Annotated in this window: 20 protein-coding genes; 17 read left to right on the top strand and 3 right to left on the bottom strand. The window is 38.5% G+C overall.

Translation table 11 applies throughout. The annotated features are described in order from the left end of the window. The first annotated feature begins 2 nt into the window (after positions 1-2). The 6 genes from nirD to BCELL_RS04490 all read left to right on the top strand — a co-directional run bounded on the left by nirD (position 3) and on the right by BCELL_RS04490 (position 5,897). Positions 3-326 carry a nitrite reductase small subunit NirD gene (gene nirD, locus BCELL_RS04465; protein ID WP_013487490.1) on the top strand — a complete coding sequence of 108 codons (324 nt, stop codon included), beginning with the start codon at positions 3-5 and terminating at the stop codon, positions 324-326. A gap of 83 nt (positions 327-409) precedes the next feature. Further along, on the top strand, positions 410-2,602 hold the full coding sequence (nasC, locus tag BCELL_RS04470) for an assimilatory nitrate reductase catalytic subunit NasC (protein WP_013487491.1): 2,193 nt from the start codon (positions 410-412) through the stop codon (positions 2,600-2,602). Next, complete coding sequence (locus BCELL_RS04475; RefSeq protein WP_013487492.1) at positions 2,556-3,605, top strand: anthranilate phosphoribosyltransferase; 1,050 nt, start codon at positions 2,556-2,558, stop codon at positions 3,603-3,605. Before nasC ends, BCELL_RS04475 begins: the two co-directional genes overlap by 47 nt. 37 nt (positions 3,606-3,642) lie before the next feature. Then, positions 3,643-4,428, top strand: coding sequence for a uroporphyrinogen-III C-methyltransferase (gene cobA, locus BCELL_RS04480; protein ID WP_013487493.1), 786 nt, complete (start codon positions 3,643-3,645; stop codon positions 4,426-4,428). A gap of 18 nt (positions 4,429-4,446) precedes the next feature. Then, positions 4,447-5,208 carry a sirohydrochlorin chelatase gene (locus tag BCELL_RS04485; protein ID WP_013487494.1) on the top strand — a complete coding sequence of 254 codons (762 nt, stop codon included), beginning with the start codon at positions 4,447-4,449 and terminating at the stop codon, positions 5,206-5,208. A gap of 59 nt (positions 5,209-5,267) precedes the next feature. Continuing rightward, on the top strand, positions 5,268-5,897 hold the full coding sequence (locus tag BCELL_RS04490) for a precorrin-2 dehydrogenase/sirohydrochlorin ferrochelatase family protein (protein ID WP_013487495.1): 630 nt from the start codon (positions 5,268-5,270) through the stop codon (positions 5,895-5,897). Positions 5,898-6,263: 366 nt separating this feature from the next. Here the strand turns inward: BCELL_RS04490 and BCELL_RS04495 are convergent, their stop codons facing one another. Then, positions 6,264-7,226 carry a D-2-hydroxyacid dehydrogenase gene (locus tag BCELL_RS04495; protein ID WP_013487496.1) on the bottom strand — a complete coding sequence of 321 codons (963 nt, stop codon included), beginning with the start codon at positions 7,224-7,226 and terminating at the stop codon, positions 6,264-6,266. 309 nt (positions 7,227-7,535) lie between these two features. Then, the gene (locus BCELL_RS04500) at positions 7,536-8,966 is read right to left on the bottom strand and encodes a hypothetical protein (protein ID WP_013487497.1); all 1,431 of its coding nucleotides are present in this window, start codon (positions 8,964-8,966) and stop codon (positions 7,536-7,538) included. Positions 8,967-9,121: 155 nt separating this feature from the next. Between BCELL_RS04500 and BCELL_RS04505 the strand changes: the two genes are divergently transcribed. The 6 genes from BCELL_RS04505 to BCELL_RS04530 all read left to right on the top strand — a co-directional run bounded on the left by BCELL_RS04505 (position 9,122) and on the right by BCELL_RS04530 (position 13,470). Then, a complete protein-coding gene (locus tag BCELL_RS04505; protein WP_041808611.1) occupies positions 9,122-9,715 on the top strand; it encodes a DNA-3-methyladenine glycosylase in 594 nt (197 codons plus the stop codon). Between the two features lie 58 nt (positions 9,716-9,773). Next, positions 9,774-9,998, top strand: coding sequence for a DUF3892 domain-containing protein (locus BCELL_RS04510; protein WP_013487499.1), 225 nt, complete (start codon positions 9,774-9,776; stop codon positions 9,996-9,998). Between the two features lie 396 nt (positions 9,999-10,394). After that, entirely contained in the window at positions 10,395-10,646 is a 252-nt protein-coding gene (locus BCELL_RS04515) for a hypothetical protein (protein ID WP_013487500.1), read from the top strand. 37 nt (positions 10,647-10,683) lie between these two features. Beyond that, positions 10,684-11,772: an XdhC family protein gene (locus BCELL_RS04520; protein ID WP_013487501.1), complete on the top strand. Its 1,089-nt coding sequence runs from the start codon at positions 10,684-10,686 to the stop codon at positions 11,770-11,772. An 11-nt stretch (positions 11,773-11,783) separates the two neighbouring features. Next, on the top strand, positions 11,784-12,398 hold the full coding sequence (locus BCELL_RS04525; RefSeq protein ID WP_013487502.1) for a nucleotidyltransferase family protein: 615 nt from the start codon (positions 11,784-11,786) through the stop codon (positions 12,396-12,398). 355 nt (positions 12,399-12,753) lie between these two features. Continuing rightward, the gene (locus tag BCELL_RS04530; protein ID WP_013487503.1) at positions 12,754-13,470 is read left to right on the top strand and encodes a DUF3270 family protein; all 717 of its coding nucleotides are present in this window, start codon (positions 12,754-12,756) and stop codon (positions 13,468-13,470) included. On the opposite strand, the gene BCELL_RS04535 is transcribed toward BCELL_RS04530, so the two are convergent. Beyond that, positions 13,447-15,129: a PucR family transcriptional regulator gene (locus BCELL_RS04535; protein WP_013487504.1), complete on the bottom strand. Its 1,683-nt coding sequence runs from the start codon at positions 15,127-15,129 to the stop codon at positions 13,447-13,449. The two genes, BCELL_RS04530 and BCELL_RS04535, sit on opposite strands and share 24 nt — an antisense overlap. Positions 15,130-15,338: 209 nt before the next feature. On the opposite strand from BCELL_RS04535, the gene BCELL_RS04540 reads away from it, so the two are divergent. The 5 genes from BCELL_RS04540 to BCELL_RS04555 all read left to right on the top strand — a co-directional run bounded on the left by BCELL_RS04540 (position 15,339) and on the right by BCELL_RS04555 (position 21,333). Then, positions 15,339-16,511 (top strand): amidase, encoded by a 1,173-nt coding sequence (locus tag BCELL_RS04540; RefSeq protein WP_013487505.1) that lies wholly within the window; start codon positions 15,339-15,341, stop codon positions 16,509-16,511. A gap of 239 nt (positions 16,512-16,750) precedes the next feature. After that, on the top strand, positions 16,751-17,392 hold the full coding sequence (locus tag BCELL_RS04545) for a hypothetical protein (RefSeq protein ID WP_013487506.1): 642 nt from the start codon (positions 16,751-16,753) through the stop codon (positions 17,390-17,392). 406 nt (positions 17,393-17,798) lie between these two features. Beyond that, complete coding sequence (locus BCELL_RS22455; RefSeq protein ID WP_013487507.1) at positions 17,799-17,975, top strand: hypothetical protein; 177 nt, start codon at positions 17,799-17,801, stop codon at positions 17,973-17,975. 1,071 nt (positions 17,976-19,046) lie between these two features. Next, positions 19,047-20,003 (top strand): calcium/sodium antiporter, encoded by a 957-nt coding sequence (locus BCELL_RS04550; protein WP_013487508.1) that lies wholly within the window; start codon positions 19,047-19,049, stop codon positions 20,001-20,003. A gap of 259 nt (positions 20,004-20,262) precedes the next feature. Further along, complete coding sequence (locus BCELL_RS04555) at positions 20,263-21,333, top strand: undecaprenyldiphospho-muramoylpentapeptide beta-N-acetylglucosaminyltransferase (RefSeq protein WP_013487509.1); 1,071 nt, start codon at positions 20,263-20,265, stop codon at positions 21,331-21,333. Positions 21,334-21,401 lie beyond the last annotated feature (68 nt).

The following is a 21,401-nucleotide window of genomic DNA, read 5'->3' on the forward strand; positions in this document are numbered from 1 at the left end:
AAATGGGGAACACGAAGGAACTACAAAAAGTACTAGTCGCTCAACTTGATGAGCTACCGTTAAAAATAGGAAAAGAAGTAAAAGTGGGGGGACACGAAATAGCATTATTCAGATTAAGTAATGGGAAAGTGAAGGCAATTGAAAATAAATGCCCGCATAAGCAAGGGCCTTTAGCCGAAGGAATTGTTAGTGGAGAACACGTCTTCTGCCCATTACACGATTGGAAGATTGATATAACTACTGGAGAAGTACAAAAGCCAGATGATGGATGTGTAAAAACGTATGATGTTGAGGTGACAGATGACACTGTTTATATTTTGCTTTAAATCATGTTGATCTTTTTGGAACAGCGCATCCCCCTTCACCGACTAGGAATATTTAATATTGAATTGTAGAGGTGTGAGTTCAAATGAGTGACTTTCTTAAACACTTTCGCACTGAACAGTTAGAGAAATCAATGGAAAAGGTCATGACGACTCAATGCCCATACTGTAGTGTGCAATGTTCCATGGAGCTAACAGAAGAAAGAATCGTAACGAGGAAGCGGTATAAAGCAAAACCGAACAAGCAAGATCGTACTTCAGAAGGACGTATGTGCATGAAAGGTGCTAACGCTCACCAGCATGTGATGAATGGTGAGCGTATCACCTCTCCTCTTTTAAAAATAGACGGAGAGTTTTGCCAAATTCCATGGGAGCTAGCAATTGAATATATCGTCGAACAATTTAAGTTTATCCAAAAAGAAGACGGGAATGATGCTCTCGGCGTTTATGGTGGTGGTTCTTTAACAAATGAGGAGGCTTACTTACTAGGGAAGTTTGCTAGAGTGGCCTTAAAAACGAAGCACATTGATTATAACGGTCGATTTTGCATGAGTGCTGCAGCAGCTGCAGGAAATGCCGCTTTTGGAATGGACCGTGGTCTAACGAACAGCCTATCAGAAATACCAGATGCAAAATGCATTATATTAGCCGGAACGAATATTGCTGATTGCCAGCCTACAATCGTACCTTACTTTAGAAAAGCGAAAAAAAACGGTGCATTCATCACCGTTATTGACCCAAGAGAAACAGGCACTTCTAAACTCGCAGATTTACATTTACAAGTAAAACCTGGTACAGATGCGCTCGTTGCAAACGCGATGTTAAAGGTGTTATTTGACGAAGGATATACGAATGATCGCTTTATTTCAGAAAGAACGAACGGTTTTCATGAGGTGAAGGGTGATATTCAAGGATTAGACCTTCAAGAGCTTGCAGATTTATCGGGAGTGAAAGTGGAAGATATTACACTCGCAGCGAGAGAATATGGTAAAGCTGAAACAGGTTTTCTATTTACTGCGCGAGGGGTTGAACAGCACTCTCATGGCTATGAAAACGTCAGGCAATATTTAAATCTCGTATTAGCTACAGGGAAAATTGGAAAGTATGCATGCGGATACGGGGCTATTACTGGACAAGGAAATGGCCAAGGTGGAAGAGAGCATGGGCAAAAAGCAGATCAGCTCCCAGGCTATCGTTCCATTGAAAATGAAGAGCATAGAAAATATATTGCAAGTGTCTGGGGTGTAAATGAAGCCGAGTTACCAAGAAAAGGCGTCTCTGCCTATGAATTGATAGAAAAGGTAGACAAAGAGGAAATAACAGCGATGTTCGTGATGGGATCAAATCCTGTCGTATCAAATCCAAATGCTATTTTTGTAGAGAAGGCATTGAAAAAGTTAAAATTTCTCGTTGTAGTAGATATGTTCGTCTCTGAAACAGCAAGAATGGCCGATCTTATATTGCCGACTTCTAGTTATCTAGAAGATGAAGGAACGATGACAAACCTTGAAGGAAGAGTTGTTTTAAGGAAAGCTGAAAGAACTTTACCAGGTGATGTGAAGCACGATTGGCAAATCATGTCAGAGATTGCTTCGTCGCTCGGTTTTCAAGAAGCATTTTCATATACAAGTGCAGAAGATATTTTTAATGAGTTGCGGCTTGCTAGTCGAGGTGGAATTGCAGATTACTATGGGATCACTTATAATCGCTTAAAAGAGGAAGGTATTTTCTGGCCTTGTCCAGATAAAGAACACCCTGGTACATCTCGCATTTTCGACCAAACATTTGCTCATCCAGATGGGAAAGCACTATTTTACGGGTTGAGAAAACCGAAGCTAGTAGAGGAGCCATCTGAACAATTCCCCCTACTATTAACAACAGGAAGAATAATGGAGCATTATTTAAGTGGCACACAAACGAGAAGGAGTCCCGAACTAAACAAAAGAGCAGAAGAGCCGTTACTCGAAATTCACCCCGAAACAGCAAAAAAGTATCGTATAAATAATGGTGAATTATTTCAGCTACGTTCTAGAAGAGGTAGTATGATCATCCGAAGCAGCTATTCTGAGAAAATTAGAAGGGACACGATATTTGCCCCATTTCACTGGGGAGATTCCCAATCTATTAATCGAGTGACCAATCCTGTGCTTGATCCTTTCTGTAAAATGCCAGAGTTCAAAGTGTGTTCTGTAAGCATCACCCCTCTGATTGATCAAAAGGGAGGCAGTTTTGATGAGACAATGGATCAAACAACTAGCAAAAGGAAGCAACCGAGCTAAAGATTTAACATACGATGACGCCTGGAGCGCAGCGCACTCGATTTTTAACGGGGAGGCAACAGATGTTCAGCTTGCCGCATTCCTTATTGCCCAAAGAATAAAGAAAGAATCACCAGAGGAAGTGGCAGCTTTTGTTCACTTTTTAAGAGAAAGGGCAATGACAATACCATTACCTGAACAGATTACAAGTCAGCTAATTGACTTCTCTGGACCGTATGATGGAAGAAAAACATTTGCTGTAACGGTTCCAGTTTCCATCTTGTTAGCTGAAAGTGGCATGCCTGTATATTTACACAGTAGTGATACGCTACCGCCAAAGCGCGGCTCTACTTTAAAAGCGATATTTGAACAGCTGCAGATTCCCGTTCAAAGTACGGCTGAAGACATCGCAACATCTATTAAAGAATACAATATTGGTTTTGGCTGGACAGAATCACTTTGCCAACCACTTTCAAAGATACGTCACGTTCGTGAGCAAATCGAGGTACGTTCTTTTATCAATATTGTGGAAAAACTATTGAATTTATCGCACGCGCAATCGATTATGCTCGGAATCTTTCATAAATCAGTACTTAACACAAATGTGACAAGCATTAGAAACTTAGGATTTAAAAAAGCCTATATCGTTCAAGGTGCAGAAGGATCAGAGGACATGCCGATCCATCGCAAAAGCTTTGTATATGAAGTAACGAAAGAAGAGGTCAATCATATAGAGTTAGATCCACAATCATATGGCTTACATGAAGCAAAGGATGACCAAAAAGAGTCGTTAACACTTCAAGATCAAGTAAAGCTAATGGAGGCCATTCTACATGGTGAAGAAGCTGAAGAATTAACGTATTTTAGAAAACAAGTCATATACAATGCAGCCGCACGCTATTACTTCTACGGAAATGCGGCTTCGATGGAAGAAGGAATAGAACGAGTAATTGAGCAATTAAAAAATAAACGAGGCGCTCATCATCTAGACAAATGGCGCCAATCTTTTAGAAGTACAAAATAACATTAGCGAGTTACTTTTATATGAAGGGGCGATGAAGATGAACAATGGAAAAGTATTCTTTGTGGGAGCGGGCCCCGGAGACGCAGACTTAATAACGGTGAAAGGCGCCAAAGCAATTCAATGTGCAGATGTTATTGTGTATGATAGACTTATCAACAAAGACCTATTAGACTATGCAAAACCATTAGTAGAGCTCATTTACTGTGGAAAATTACCAGATCGTCATATCATTCCGCAAGAAAATATAAATGAAATAATAGTAGAGCATGCTAAAAAGGGAAAAACAGTTGTGAGGCTTAAGGGTGGAGATCCAAGTATTTTTGGGCGCGTAGGTGAAGAAGCAGAGCACTGTGTCAATAACGGTGTCTCCTACGAAATTGTCCCTGGAATAACATCAGGAATTGCCGCGACAACTTATGCTGGAATTCCGTTAACACATAGAGATTTAAGCTCATCATGTGCATTTATCACAGGCCATAAACGAACTGATCAAATCCAAAAGGAAACGCAGTGGGATAAGCTGGCAACTTCTGTTGACACTCTCGTTTTTTATATGGGCGTTGGCAACTTACGTATGATACAGGAACAGCTAGTTTTACATGGCCGTTCCCGAAAAACGCCTGTAGCACTCGTACGGTGGGGAACAACAGAGGAGCAAGAAACATTAGTTGGCACCCTTGATAACATAGTTGAGAAGGTAGAGGCAGCACAGTTTCGTTCACCTGCAATTATTGTAGTTGGTGAAGTCGTTACACTGCGTGAAAAGCTTGCATGGTTTGCAGAAAAAGGAGCAGAGACGCTCACTGTAGCGCAAGGGTCGTAATAGAAAGAGGTGTTATTTATGGAAAAAGAGCAATGGAAAAAAGGAGTATTAATTTTAGCGCACGGATCACGTGATAAAAAATGGGTTCAATTAATTGATGAAAGTGTCGATAACATTAAAACAGATGTGCCAGTAACGATCGGGTATCTTGAATTAATTGAAGGTCGCAGCATCGCTGATGGCGTCAGAAGACTTGAACAACAAGGTGTAGAAGAAATATTAGCGATTCCTTTTTTCGTTTGCTCTGGAAGTACACATCTCGCAGAAATTCAATATGCTCTTGGCGTTATTAAAACGCCTTTACTTGAAACGGACCTTCCTCTCATCCATCCGAAGGCAAACATCGTTTGGGGAGAGGCAATGGACTATCATCCGTTTATTTTAAAGGTACTTGAAGAACGTATATCGTCCCTTACGCTGGAACCAGAAAACGAGCGGTTATTACTCGTTGCACACGGAAGTAACCGACCTGACTTTGAGCCAAAATGGGAAAAAACTTTACGTTATATGTGCACGTATTTCAAAGAAAAATACCGTTTTAACGATAGTAACTACGGAACCATTCTCCCAGATACGATTACCGAAGCGGCGGAGCAGCTAAGCGATAATAATAAACACAAACTCGTTGTTGTCCCTGTCTTTTTAAGTGAAGGGTATTATACGTCAAAAAAGATCCCTTCCAAACTCGTTGAGGTTGACCATGTGTATGATGGAAAAACATACTTACCTCACTCTGCGATCACGGAATGGCTGCAGGAGCAGGTAAACAATTATGTTTAGTTTTACTTCGCTATACGCCAGTACGTATACGCTAGGAAGAATAAGGCAGGTAAACAAAAATGGCTAAATTCACTCCATGCATGGTTAAGTTGAACGGTAAAAAGGCTGTCGTTGTTGGTGGCGGTAAAGTTGCGTATCGAAAGGTGCAGCAGCTCCTTTCTAATCAATGTAAAGTAAAGGTCATAAGTCCAGATTTATGCGACGAACTTGACTCAATCATTGACCAATGTGATTATGAAAACAGAAGCTACGTTAATGGTGATACAGAGGGCTCTTTTATTGTAATTGCGGCGACAAACGATAAAGCGATAAATGAAGCCATATATGAGGATGCACAACAAGCTCCTTTTATCAATATTGTCGATAATCAAAAGCTGTCCAATTTCTTTTTACCTGCTGTAGTTGACCGTGGTGCATTACAAATAGCGATATCGACGACAGGTACGAGCCCAATTTTCACTAAAAAAATTAGAGAACAGCTAGAAACATTGTTCGGTACAGAATATGAAGCCTACTTAGAGAAAATAGGAGAACTACGGCAAGATATTATTAAGCAGGCAAAAAATGTGAGTCAAAAAAAAGAGTTGTTGGAACAACTTACAGACGATGAGCTACTTGAAGCATTTAGAGAAAACGATGAAACAAAGATAGAAGCTTATATCTCAAATATAAGAAAGAGCTTAAAGTGATAGTTGGAGGGCAATTGGCACGAGGCCAATTGCCTTTTTAATGCTTTTGGTTTGGGTGTGAAGGTTAGAAGGGCGGGCGCCATCTGCCCTTGAGCAAAGAAAAGTGAGTGTGAAGGTAAGATGGGGAGCTGCCATCTGCCCTTCGCCAAATAACACTAGTACGCACGGCGATAAAATTCACTGCAAAATTTATACTTTCTTTTATAAATTCACTCATAGTAGTCTATAAGGGATTGCAATGGCTACGCACATTGCTTAAGGGCACCGAAAAAGTGAAAGAACGCCACTTTTTCAGTTCACTTAAAGAACACCACTTATTCAGTGCCTTCAAAAAATCGACCTTTTGAGTCATCCTCTGATCATTATTTAATAGCCTTTATCGTAGTCTACGACATTAATGGTAAGCTCTTCATCGTTCATGTAGTTTAGGAGGTTAGGAATAAAAATATCATGAATGACTCTTTCATCGTAATGCTCTGTAGAACCAGAAGTGTGCGGTGTGACGATCACGTTTTCCATGGCCCAAAGTGGACTAGTCGACTCTAATGGTTCCTTTTGAAATACATCAAGTCCAGCGCCGGCAATTTCATCATTTCGTAAAGCGGCAATCAATTCGTTTTCTACAACAATATCTCCTCTCCCAATGTTAATAAAGAAAGCTGAGTTTTTCATATGAGAAAACTGCTCTTTACCGAACATTCCTTCTGTTTCTTTCGTAAGAGGTAAAGTAACAACAACATAGTCACATTGTGGCAGCATGTTATTCAATTCGTTAGGAGTATACATGTGGTCAACATATTCCGTTTTTTGTCCTGAGTTTCTTACACCTAGCACCTTCATGCCAAACGCTTTCGCAATTTTAGCTGTTTCTTTCCCTATTGCGCCAACGCCAATGATTCCTATTGTTTTTTCGTGAATCTCTAACTTAAGGTTTGCATGATGCCACTTTTTCTCCTGTTGATTACGAACGTAGTGATGTATTTGTCGTGTTAAACCTAGCATGAGTGCAAATATGGTTTCTGAAATTGGGTATGCGTGTACACCATTTGCACTCGTGACTAACATATTTCTATTTTTCATTTCCTCTAAAGGAATCTTGTTTACGCCAGCACTCCATGTTTGAAGCCATTTTAACTTCGAATTTTCAGTGAAGCAGTAAGTAAGCATTTCTTTTTTCCAGCCTGCGATGACTTCCGCATCAGAAAGATGCTTCTTCCAAATGGTAGGGTCCTTACTAACAATCACTTCCCAGGAAGGAACAGTTGATTTAATAGCTTCGATTAAAGGTTGTCCTAATTCGTGTGTAATAACTAGCTTTTTCTTAGCCATTTCATACCTCCGATAGTTTTTTTCCATTTTATCAAACTTTGTGCAAATTTGCTTAAAACCCTTCTAGTGGAAAAAAAGATTGAGTATGCTACGACAGTTTATTTTTAGCCAAAAATGCTGTCTGGAATATTTCCCATCACTAGAAAGGGCGCTTCAAAAGGTTTTTTCCTTTTGAAGGCCCTTAATGCCGTGACCGGGTCAATAAATTCGTTTCACTGAGTAGGAGCATGAAGAGTGGAGGTATAATAATGATTGGTAATAACATATAGAATTGTGATTTACCGAATTCTAAATAATTCATCAAAGCTGCTAAATGATCAGTATCGCAATAATTGTAGCGACGAGCAATCCGATCATGACAGGTAAAAAGTTTTGCCTAACGAGGTCCATCGGCTTAACGCCGGCAACCCCGGAGTCAGCGGCTACGCCAAATGCCCAAGCAGCTAACGTTCCACCGCCAGCAAAAATCGTTGCAACTTGCCCAATAGATGCTAATACTGCTACGTCCATTCCAGCGCCTCCGCCTAAACCGGCTGCAAGAGCACCTACAAGTGGCAATCCGGAGAAGCCAGATCCGTCCATTCCAGCTAGTAGTGATATAATAACCATCCCGACGACAATTGTAACTGGATTACTATCAATGTGATGTGCCATCGCAGTGCCTAAATCAAATAAAAAGCCTGGCGCTCCTTCACCGAGAACGGTTTCAGCATGATCTGGATGTCCAAGTAAGAAAAAAGCGGCAATCGGAATCACTGGAGCAAATATTTTTATAGCAAAATAGAAGCCTTCGCGAATGTGTCCGACAATATCTTCGATTGCTTTATTCCCTTTTGATAAAAAGGATGAAATTAATAGTAATGATACTGCGGTTCCACCAAGGAGTGCTGTAGCCTCATCACCTTGAATCGCATATTCAGGGGTTATGAATGCACGATATAGCATGAGAAAGACGACACTAAATAAAACGAAAGGAACGAACATAGCTAAAAACTTCGCCTTTTTGTTTTGTTCTACATGTGGATCGTCCTCCCCAATACTGAGTGCGTCCTCAGGAGGTGTCGCTTTCCATTTCCCTTTCGCCATCCCTCTTCTTAATCGATAATAAGCAATTCCGATGGCGATAAAACCAACGACAAATGAAAACAATGCAGTGTAAGGAAGTATATCTACAGACTGCAAGCCAGCTGCAGACGATGTAATTCCAGTTGCACCTTGAATAACTAAGTCACCAGATAATGCCATACCATGACCGAATAAGTTAATGGATATGGCTGCTCCCATTGCTGGTAAACCAGCTTTTAGAGCAACGGGTAGTAAGACAGTACCGACTAATGCAACTGCTGGTGTTGGCCAGAAAAATGTGGCAGCGAGGTACATCGCTGATCCTAGCACGAAAAAAGCAGTTGTAGGGTTCACCATTAACCGTTTTAATGGGGATACCATGAGCGTATCTGCCCCAGTATTTTGCAGCGATTTTAGCATAGCAACCATGAGGGCGATAACGAGCATAATATCAAAGAGTACAATACCCGAGTTCAAAAAAGCACCGAATACGACTTGTGAAGCAGCAACTAATCCATTTAAAAACGATAATTCGAGGTTATAAATAAAACCGAGCACAAATGTCCCTAAGATAGCAGGAAGTACAACATCGCGTCGGAATATCATAAACGTAAATATTACTAATATAACAAGCAAGAACACCCAATGTGCAGAAGTTAGTGTTACTTGTTCCATTGTTAACTCCTTTCAAACCAGGAAGGTTAAGTAATTTTATGAAAAACGAAACTACTCGTAATGTATGAACAAGATGGTGATTTGTTACTGTGAGAAGAGCCTAGAAAAACTATTTAATTATAATTTAATGAAAGGAAGCATGGAATGTGGAACCAATGGATAAACGTTTTTTCAAACAATCTACTCTGCAGCTCGCAATCAACTTATTAGGAAAGACGTTAGTAAAAGAAAGTGATGCAGGAGTGACTGCGGGGAAAATTGTGGAGACTGAAGCGTATAAAGGTCCTCACGATCGTGCAGCTCATAGCTTTAATAATCGAAGAACGAAACGAACGGAAGTGATGTTTGGACCTAGTGGCTATACGTATACATATGTAATGCATACCCATTGTCTCGTTAACGTGGTTAGTGCTGAAGTAGGACAGCCAGAAGCTGTATTAATCAGGGCAATCGAGCCATTAGTCGGTATTGATTTGATACTAGCTCGTAGAGGAGAAGGTAAAGCATTACATGAGCTAACAAATGGACCAGGGAAGTTAACAAAAGCAATGGGAATTGATATTACGGACTACGGACTTCCGTTGTTTGAAAAACCGCTGTTTATAGCTGACGGAGATGGAATCGCTCCTGAAGAGATAAGCAAAGGCCCGAGAATCGGCATAGAAAACAGTGGAGAAGCAAAAGATTACCCGTGGAGATTTTGGATAGCAAATAATCAATTCGTATCTAGATATAGAAGAAAAAAGTAGGATTTCGTGTATAATTTTCATACAACTCCACATGCTACCAATGAAGGAGGCGATAAAAATGGCAAAAACGATTACTGCTGTAAGGAAAAATAATGAAGGTGATATCGTAGAATTGCAACTATCGTCAGGAGAGGTAGTAGACTACAAAGAAGCACAGCAAATGGCAAAGAATGGTGATATTGAGCATGTTAATGTGTTCCGTGGACGTGACGGTGAAGAGCACTTAAGAAGCGATGCTGATGGTATCGAAGAGAATAATTTAGATAATTTGCCAAACTTTTAAAACAAAAACACAAAATATATAAGAATGGCGGTAGTCGAAATAACGACATTTCCGTCATTCTTTTTCTATTATTGTCGTACGATGTGTCTGTTTATTTATATGTGTTATAAACTAAGAGGTTGACTCAAAAGGTCTAATTTTTTACCTTTTGAGTCAACCTCTTAAGCTTCTGGAGCCTTCTTTTCAGTATAAAACTGAATGAACAGCCTTCCTCATGTAGATAATGTAACGAACGTCACAACCGCTACAAATCCAAGAGCACATATAATCATGAGCTTTAGAAAGCCTTTTTTCGTCATAGCCTTGTCTTTATCAAAATCAAAAGAAAAGCATTTCTATATTTATTCCAATCCTATATACTAATAAATATCACTTATGTTAAAGGAGGCCATCACTATGGCAAAGTCAAAAGCGAAAAAGCAGAGAGAGAGGCTCGTTCGTGAAGGGAGAAGAAACCCAGAAAGTAGTCGAAGTCCGTTTGTATTTACTGACATGAGAGTGCGAAAAACGAAAACCAAAAAAGATCATCTATACCAGCACAAGCATAAAAACCATCATTCCCAAGACGGAAGCGATGGTTTTTTTTATGCTTCTTTAATTGACTACAAAAATGGGATGCATGGAATGAGCGGATGTCTAATACGATAGCTTTAGTAGGCTTACTTCGAATCAGAGGAGGAAGGCAATGCAAGATATCGTCGATTATATATCGCTAATGAAAAAGAGACCAAATGAAACGTTTGCTATGGCGACAATTATTTATATAGAAGGCTCCTCGTATAGACGTGAAGGAGCGAAAATGATGTTTTCCAAAGCTAGAAGCAGCTTTGGGATGATAAGCGGTGGATGTTTAGAAGAGGATTTGTCTTATTATGCTCAACAAGTGATTGAAACGAAAAAACAACAAATTGTCCCATATGACTTACGAAGTGAGAGTGATGAAGGTTGGGGAAAAGGTGCAGGATGTAACGGGAAAATATATGTACACATTGAGCCAGTTGGTTGGAACATAGGCACAACTTGGAAACAAATCGATGAGGAACTCTTACAAGGTCACGATGTGATCTCCTTCCGAAAGCTTGAGAATGGTAGGGTAGTGCAGCCTCTTTTATTCTACAAAAATGGCACAAGCATCACAAGCGAGCCCAGTATTCATTTAACTGAGACATTTTCCAAAAAGCTTCAACAATTCGTCAACAGTGAAGCTATTCTTGATTATGAAGAACTTGAAGGAGATCAAGTCATGATTGAACGGTTTAAAGCACCGTCTTTACTATATATTTTTGGAGCAGGACCAGATGTGGAGTCAGTAGTAAAGAGAGCTGTCGATTTTAATTTTAAGGTCGTAGTCATTGATCCAAGAGAGGCAAGATGTAACGAGACATTTTTTCCTCAGGCAAGTGAATTAATAGTTGCGCATCCTGAGCGTTTCTTGCAGGACAATAGCATTTGTGAAAGTAGTTACGTATTAATCATGACTCATAGCTTTCAGCAGGATAAAGTGATATTAGAGTATTTCATGCATGTGAGAGCAAAATATATTGGTATTCTCGGTTCGAAACGACGAACGAATCGATTGCTAGGCGAGGAAGCAATACCAGATTGGTTACATTCACCTGTAGGGATAAATATTTATGCTGAGGGGGCAGAGGAGATTAGTATTAGTATTTTAGGAGAATTAATTAAAGTAAGGAATGAGCGGAATGCCAAAAATAGAAAGCAGAAAAAGAAAAAGGAGCTTCCATTTCTAAAAAACTTGCAATCTTTATGTTAGGTGTTGGTAACATGATAAAGGAAGACATCAGTGCAATCATATTAGCGGCAGGGACCTCGACAAGGATGGGGACGGAGAAGCAATTACTACCAATACGTGGCCAACTTATGTTAGAGCATGTAATAGAAACAGTAAATGCGCACCGTTTTAAGGAAATTGTCGTCATTGTCGGACATAAAGGGAATGAAATACGACAAGCTGTTCGTACGGAAGATGATAGGCTGAGGTGGGTGATGAATGACCATTTTGTAAAAGGCCAATCTACTTCTTTTAATTGCGGTATAAATAGTGTTACTAAAACAATTCCTTCTGCGATTGTCTTTTTAGCAGATCAGCCGTTTATTTCGAAGGAGACAATTTCTACTATTATACTGAAAGGTAGGAAGTTAGCTGAAAAGAAAACAGATCCTTACGTAATAAGGCCTTTATATAATGGGCAGCAAGGGCATCCTGTTTTTATCGGAAATGTGCATCAATTACCGCTTCCATTTTTGGCTAGTGATAAAGGGGGGAAAGTGTACATTGAAAAAATAAAAACAGTGGAAAAGCTTGAAGTCAATGACCCGAATGTTGTTTTTGATATTGATACTAAAGAAGATTATGAACATGTGATTAAGAAAAAATAGATTGTTATATTATTTAACGAACATCATGCGAAGACATTTACTGATCATTTATAATAAATGTAAGTTAATAGTTTTCTTATTTTTTTCGGGAATCTCTAAGTGCGACTTTTGAGGTTTCTACGATGATCCCGTTAATTCCTAACTACGAAGAAGAATGCACCCCCCTGTGCATTCTTCTTTGTATTGAAAAAATATTGGAAATGATGCCACGCGTACTAGCGAGAAGGGCACTCCCCTACTTTTATGGGATGTGGCATCATGTCTTCACCGCTTACAAGAAAAACTTGTTTATATGAGACAAGTCATCGGGTAAATGATGAAAAAGGTTAATAACCTGAAATGAGGGGGCACCTCGATGACGATTGGTTCAATAGTAACGGGGATTATCTTTATTTTTATCCAATTCTTTGCCTCTAGATGGATTCCGTCGACTCGTATTCGGAGAGCCAAATGGTTATCACTTTCAGGGGGAATTGCGGTATCATACGTGTTTGTCTATGTTTTACCGGCGATGCATGAACACCAGGCTACATATGCCGAAGCAGACCATTTTGCAATGGAGTCGGAGCTTTATTCTGTAGGACTCCTCGGAGTGCTAGCGATATTTGGTATAAAAAAACTAGCACATTATAACCAATCGCGTGCTAGAAATAATCAGTTGTTTTTTGCAATAGAGCTTGGTTTTTTCTGTATTTACAACATGTTGATTTCTTATGTTGTTATTACGACCCAGGTGGCCGGCTGGCAGGCCGTATTTTATTCAACGGCTATCGGGCTCCATTTCTTGGCAGTTGCGCATGATCTTTGGCGTGAAAACGCGGAAATGTATGAACAGCTAGGTCGTTACTTTCTTGTCATTGCGATAGCAACAGGTTGGATAGCTGGGAATTTTTTTGTCCTCCCGAGCCCAGTGATATCAATGATTTTTGCGTTTGTGTCAGGCGCAATGATCATAAACGTTTTAAAAGATGAAGTACCGGCAAATGCTGATACACATTTTTCATCTTTTATGTTAGGGTCTGTATTATATACAGTAATCGTATTAACGTTAAAATTTTTCTTTGAATGGTAATGTCTCATTTTTTTCCTTCATCAATGATCTTACAAAGAAGGCAATGCGTAATCGAAGTGTTTCATCTTCTCCTTTAAAATCGATTCCTAAAATTTTCTCGCATTTTTTTATACGATAAATCACGGTGTTTCGATGGACAAACATCGATTTAGCCGTTTCAGCAATTTGACAGTTGTTATTTAAATAGATAGACAAAGTATTCATTAAATCTTCCTTTTCACGTTCTGGTGGAAAGGCTAGATCCTTTAATGATGACTTATAAAACTCCTCTAGCTTTTGCGTTGGAATTGCCCTAAATAGCTCTGCTAATTCTTTTACTCTATACGTTTTAATAAACCGTTTTTTACTTTCTCTATAGCCAGACCGTAATGCATCGACAGCCTCTTGAAAGGACGTAGAAATGTTTTTAATATTGTCTGTATAGTTGCTTACTCCAAATGAAAGGGCGGTATGCTGTGTTTCGTAAATGTCCATTTGGATGACATGAATCGTGTCTAATAAATTTTTCTCCGCTGTTTCGTGGAAGTTTTCCATCCCTATTAATAGTGTAAAAAGGTCACCCTTATTAAATACGATGCTTGTTTCGAACTGACTAGCTAATAATGACGATAATAGCTCATAAATTTGATCGCGTTTACTATTGATTTCCTTGTCTGATTGAAGTGGATGGGCGTCTACATAAAAATCAGAGGCATCATCGATTTTAGACGTAATACAAACATAATGAAGCTCCTTTTTTAAGTCGTATTCACTTCCTCTATTAAATATCTCATCTTCGTTTTTCATCGTTCCTTCAACTAAGTCGGTAAAAAACTCATTTTTAATTCTTCTAGAATGTTGTTCTAGCGCATGTATTTTCATAAATTCATAGGAGATAACGTTAGCTGCCTGCTCTAGCGCTAATGTAGAAGAGTAGTCGTTTGTTAAAGGGGAGCCAAATAAAATAATATAGCCTTTTTGTTGATTAGTTGAGTGAATAGGATAAATCGATAGCTTTTCATACGTATTCATGTTGGACTTAGGTAATTCAATGACTTTATACTCATCGATATCTTCTTGATGAACGGTTTCATGTATATGCCAATAAATATCAAAGAATGTGTCTTTATTCAATTCATGAGAATTTGCCATAATATCAAGCCGGTAGTTCAGTAAAATAATAGGAACACGTAAAATGTTTGTTAAGCTTTCGATTATTTTTGAGAAACCACCACCTGAAATAACAATGTTTGTAAACTGTCGATGAATGTTCATGGCATAATCTAATTCATTTGTTTTCTCTTTTAATATACATCCTAAACCTTCGTGCAGCATTTCCCCTAATGAAAAGTCGACACATAATTTGATGATAGGAAAATTTCTCTCATTAGCTAACGTGATCACTTCAGGTGGGATGTTTTTTAAAAATCTGTTCGTTTTTATTCCTAGTCCAGCAGCACCTTTTTCTGTCATCACTTTTACAAGGCTGAAAAGCTCCTTTGGTGTATCTTTGAATGGATAATCTGTCGTTAATAAAAACTGTTCAGGAGAAAGATAGTGGATGATATCTGTTTGATCTATCATATTCATCGACTGAACGGTTCTTGATAACCCTTTCATACCTGCTACTACTACAGCGCCCTTAAAGGTCGGCAATTTTAAAACACTTTCTAACCTCATTTTCATCTCTCCCCAGAAAAGTACTGTTATGTTAAGAATACCGATAAATGTTTCTCTTATTGTAAATAATGTACAAGAAAAATAAAGGAAGGGTAACATTTGTGTAAGATTATATACATTTTTTTGAATTCTGTTCATTTTATATGGGACAAGTTTATAATGGTGGTGTGTAGAGAAAAGACAGCTTCGAATAGAAAGGAGAGATCGGGATGAACTACAACGCCTTTATCAGTGAGATGGAAGTAAAGCGCACTACCAGTGGGAAACTAGTAGATAAGACTTTTGCAGTAAAGGATGTATTTGACATTAAGGGAATACCGGCCTCTGCAGGTAACCCAGATTGGTTAAAGAGTCATGAACCAGCTAACAGTAATGCTCCTGTTGTTGAGCAGCTATTGGCAGAAGGTGCAGCACTTCTAGGAACGACGATTACGGATGAATTAATGTACAGCTTAAATGGGGAAAACATGCATTATGGTACACCAGTTAATCCAGTGGAACACACAAGGGTACCTGGTGGATCTTCTAGTGGATCAGCAGTGGCGGTTGCAGCAAACATGGTCGATTTTTCCTTAGGAACAGACACAGGAGGCTCTATCAGAATCCCTGCAGCTTATTGTGGGAATTTCGGATTTCGCCCAACGCATGGGAGTGTACGTATTGATGGAGCCATACCACTAGCTTCAAGCTTTGATACTGTTGGATGGATGACGAAGGATCCAGCACTGCTACATCTTGTTGGACAAGTAATTGTAAAAGGCGATGAACATCGAAATCAAGCATTTGATCATGTTTTTCTAGGAGAAGATTGTTGGGAACTAGTAAGTAAAGGGATGGTTCATGCATTAAAGCCATATGTCCATTATGTAGAAAGTGAGCTAACAGCTACAACTGGAAACGTCGCCAAGGAAGGGTTAATGGAGTGGAGTAATGTATTCCGAACGCTACAAGGTTTAGAGATTTGGAAAACGCATGGAGAATGGATTGAAAAGGTACAACCAGAATTTGCCCCTGATATAAGAGCTAGATTTCAATGGGCTAGCGCATTAGATCCGTCACTAAAGGAGCCTAATGAGCGAATGAGAGAGGAAATCACTGAAGCTATGCAACAACTGCTAGGCGATCATACTATCCTTCTCATTCCTACAACTCCTGATATAGCACCAAAGCTTCACTTATCAGAGAATGAATTAGAAGATCGCCGTACTAAAACGATGCAATTAACGTGTATCGCAGGCTTAGCTAAATTACCTCAAGTTACATTACCATTAGGCCATACAGACGGCATCCCTACTAGTTTGTCTGTAGTTGCAGGCCAGGGAATGGATTTACCACTACTAAAATGGGTCAAGAAGCACTGGCCAGCGCTATCAGCAATATAAATTCAACATTCATCATTTGTTTTCAATTTCTCCACGATTTACAGTAGCTAATTTTTTTATATTGAATATGAAATGAAAGGTAGCCAATGTATTGGTTACCTTTTTTTTATTGTTGGTGGAAAACACGTTATTGTTTTCTATGACTTTTGTTCATAAAAAATTTTGTCGTAATTTTTAAAAGCTGGAATAGGTTGTACTATAAGTTTTTCATTTATATCGTGCTCGTGTGGGAGGTTGCCATGAAAAAGGCTTTTATCATCATTATAATGGTTGTTTTTATTTTAAGAGGATGTATTCCTGAAAAATATGAATCTCAAATTTTTCAGTTAGAAACGGACTCGTTACAGGAGGTTGGTGTTGTTGATACATCAACATATTATAGTAGCGATGATTTTCAAGTAGCTCTAGATGCCATCCCATTTCATCTCAACATCACCGAGGATCAGATCCCATTTGAAACGGATGGATTTACCGAAATAAACATCATTGACTTTGATAAACGGAAAAAAGTAGGTGTTGAATTTACAGCGATAGGGAAAGATCAAGGAACGAGGACACGACTCATTATACAAGCCTATAACTTTGATTATCCTGGCTATAACAGCACAATGAAAAAATGGCTCGGTGATGGAACAGAAGTATATTTAGGTGAAAACGTTGAAAATGATTTTGTCACGCTATCTTGGTTTGTAGATGATGAAGACGATGAACAAACATCAAAAGCAAAAACGATCAATCTCATATATGTTGACGAAGAAACAGAAAATAAGTTAGAAAGAGTACTAGAAATAGCAAATGAAATGAATGAAGCCGTTTGGGATGAACAATATTTTCCAAATCGTGAAGCGAGAAATGAAGGGAAGCGAAGTGCTCGAGAATGAAAGGGAAATCAAGTTCGGAATGATGGTAAATCGGGTTAAGGGTGTTATGAAGGAACGATACTCAATAAATAATGAAACAAAAGTTAAGCTGATTCATAGATACAAAAGCAACGACTCTTAATTAGTGATCCAAAATGAATAATCCGGTTTCTTATTATGTGAAAATAAGACATGAGAAAGTAGTATCCAAGATATTAAGGAGTTATTAAAAAAATCTGTCATAACTAGCAATCATATGCATATTATTTAAAATACGTGAAGCAATCTTTATATTTTTGTTGCAACACTTTATTTTTCAACAAAAGGAGTCCTTCAATCAAAAGGCACTGAAGAAGTGATCTGTACGTTTCAGTGGCCTCTTCAAAAGGAGGGGCTTTTTATTCATTCATAAGGAGCGGTGGAAAAGATGGAAGTAAAAGAAAAAATAGTTAACGAAATTGGATTGACGGAGGAAGAATATGAGATGTTTGTGACATTTAAATTCAATTTAAGTCGAGCAGTCTCATCTAGTGATGCGAAGTATTATAAAGATAAACTAGAAATGCTCGCTGCGAAGGGAAGAGAAAGACTATTAAAGTCATAACAACATAGATATATATAGCATTCCAGATGAAACTTTAATCAGCGTGAAAAAAGTGCTGGTTAAAGTTTTTTTTGGGGGGTTCTGATAATTTTAGATTGATATTCCTAAAAATACAAATCAAGACGAACGATCTATACCATTGGTGTGGAGAAGCACTGTCAGAAAAAGCAGAAATAATTGTCTGAAGGTCATCACACGAAGTCAATGCTACCCGAAAAAGCAGAAAAAATGTTCTGAAGGTCATCATACGAAGTCAATGCTACCCGAAAAAGCAGAAAAAATGTTCTGAAGGTCATCATACGAAGTCAATGCTGCTCGAAAAAGCAGAAAAAATGTTCTGAAGGTCATCATACGAGGTCAATGCTGCTCGAAAAAGCAGAAAAAATGTTCTGAAGGTCATCATACGAGGTCAATGCTACCCGAAAAAGCAGAAAAAATGTTCTGAAGGTCATCATACGAGGTCAATGCTACCCGAAAAAGCAGAAAAAATGTTCTGAAGGTCATCATACGAGGTCAATGCTACCTGAAAAAGCAGAAAAAATGTTCTGAAGGTCATCATACGAGGTCAATGCTACCCGAAAAAGCAGAAAAAATGTTCTGAAGGTCATCATACGAGGTCAATGCTACCCGAAAAAGCAGAAAAAATGTTCTGAAGGTCATCATACGAAGTCAATGCTACCTGAAAAAGCAGAAAAAATGTTCTGAAGGTCATCATACGAGGTCAATACTACCCGAGAAAGCAGAAAAAATGTTCTGAAGGTCATCATACAAGTTGAATGCTGCCCGAAAAATCAAAAATAATGTTCCAAACAAGAAGTCGCCATCGCACCTTAAGCAAAAGCGTGTCATATAAATAAGGCAACGCACCATCCGCCTTTTACCAAAAAAATCGCAAGAAGTGAAGAAAGCGCTGCGCGAAAAAACAAACTAATAAGAACTACCCCGCGCGACAACAACCAATGACCACCAGACCAACACAGACAACTAACTCTCAAAATAAAAACTCATGTTTTCAGCTAAACATGTTAACAATACGGAGTAGTTTATCCGTTACAGAGGCTGGTGTTTACATTGACTTATTTTTTATTATTATTAGGGTTTGTTTTGCTTATAAAAGGCGCGGACTACTTTGTAGAGGGATCCTCTAAAATCGCAAGTCTTCTAAGGGTTCCACCGATGATTGTCGGCTTAACTATTGTTGCTTTTGGTACTGGTTCTCCCGAGGCAACGGTTAGTATCATTGCTGCGTTAGAAGGCAACGCCGGTGTTACGGTTGGTAACATTGTTGGAAGTAATATTTTAAATACTGCGCTAGTAGTTGGATTGACAGCATTTATTTTTCCGCTTAAAGTGCAAAGTGAAACGATACGGAAGGAAATACCATTTACGTTTTTAGCAAGTGTTGTTTTGTTAGTGCTCATTAGTGATACGTTTTTACAGCAAACAAATGTTAACGTCATTACGCGAAGTGACGGGATTATTTTTCTTTTGTTTTTTTGTATCTTTTTGTATTACATCTTTGAAGTTGCAAGGAATAGTCGCGATAAAACTGTAGAGGTTACAGTTGAGACGAGTAGAAAAGATTGGGGGAAAAATATCATCATTACGATAGCAGGATTAGCTGCTATTATTATTGGTGGGTATTTAGTAGTTGAAAGCAGTACGAGTATAGCCATTACTTTTGGAATGAGTGAAACGCTTGTTGGGTTAACGATTGTGGCCATTGGATCGTCGTTGCCGGAGCTTATTACGTCAATGGCAGCAGCACTAAAAAAACAAAGTGAGATTGCTATTGGTAATATTGTAGGTAGTAACGTATTTAACATTTTATTTGTTCTAGGGATATCCTCGATTATCACACCGCTACCTATTGATCAGAAAATATTTGCTGATATTTGGTTTATGATCGTATTAACGATTGTATTACTCATTTTTGCGATTACTCAATGTAAAGTCTCAAAAAGAGAAGGGTCTGTTTTAACACTTGTGTACATTGCATACTTCGTCTTTATAATTATTAGAGGGTAAAAATGTGTCGATCTCCACACAAAGCTGTCCTACTTTTTCACAAAACATAAAAAATGAGAACGATAACTAAGTCGTGTGTCGAAAAGGTCCATAATCCGGCGTTTACGACACACACTTTTTTTACCGAAAATGAAAGAACACTAATCATAAAAAAATGGTATACTTTTTCAAGAAACAATAATTAGAATAGAAGAAGTTAACATAACTATTAATAGATAAACATTTATTCGGAGTGCTGCCAAGAAGGAGTGAGTGTACGATGAGTCAAAAGACAGTTGTATTTACAGGTGGGGGAACGGCAGGGCACGTGACACCAAATATTGCGATTATCAATGAGCTAGACGATAGCTGGAATGTAGAATATATTGGTTCCTATGATGGAATTGAAAAGGAGTTAATCGAAAACATACATATTCCTTACCATTGTATTTCAAGTGGAAAACTTAGAAGATATTTTTCTAAGAAGAATTTTACTGATATCTTTCGTGTCTTAAAAGGAATAAGAGACGCTAGAAGGGTGTTAAAGAAGCTAAAGCCAGCAGTCATTTTTTCTAAGGGTGGATTTGTAACGGTACCTGTAGTAATTGCTGCGAGTATGTTAAAAATACCTGTTTTATTACATGAAAGTGATATTACCCCTGGGTTAGCGAATAAAATTGCGCAACGATTTTCAACTAACATTTTTACGTCCTTTGAAGAGGCTGCCAATTATTTTCCTTCTGAAAAAACGAAAGTTGTTGGTACACCAATTAGAAAAGAGCTTTTCAGCGGCGACGCAGTGAAAGGAAGATCATTCCTAAACTTTACGACTGATAAACCAATATTAACAATTATGGGTGGGAGTTTAGGATCAAAAAAAATAAACGAATCTGTGAGAGGTACGCTCCCACAATTATTGGAGAAATACCAAATCGTTCACCTTTGTGGTAAAGGGAATAAAGAAACTGACTTAGAAAATAAAAAGGGATATAAGCAATTTGAATATCTCAATGAGGAACTCTCAGATGTACTAGCTGCGACTGATTACGTGATTAGTCGTGGTGGATCTAACTCCATTTTTGAGTTTTTACACTTAAACATTCCGATGTTAATCATTCCGCTTACGAGAAATCAAAGCAGGGGTGACCAAATTTTAAATGCGAAATCGTTTCAGAAAAAGGGTTATGCGATCATGCTCGAGGAAGAACATTTAAACAATAATAGTCTTTTAACCAATTTAGAAGATTTACAACAAAAAGGACCAAAAATGAAAGCAAAGATGTCAGAAGCTTTAGCAACGAGTACTGTTGATGTGATCATTCAAGAATTAGAAGCTAAAAGTAAGCGATAATAAAGAGGGGAGGGTGTCTTAGTAGAAACTGCGATGTTCCATTAAAACAGAGTACCACTCCTACCGCT

The sequence above is a fragment of the Evansella cellulosilytica DSM 2522 genome, assembly GCF_000177235.2.
Taxonomy (GTDB): Bacteria; Bacillota; Bacilli; order Bacillales; family Salisediminibacteriaceae; genus Evansella; species Evansella cellulosilytica.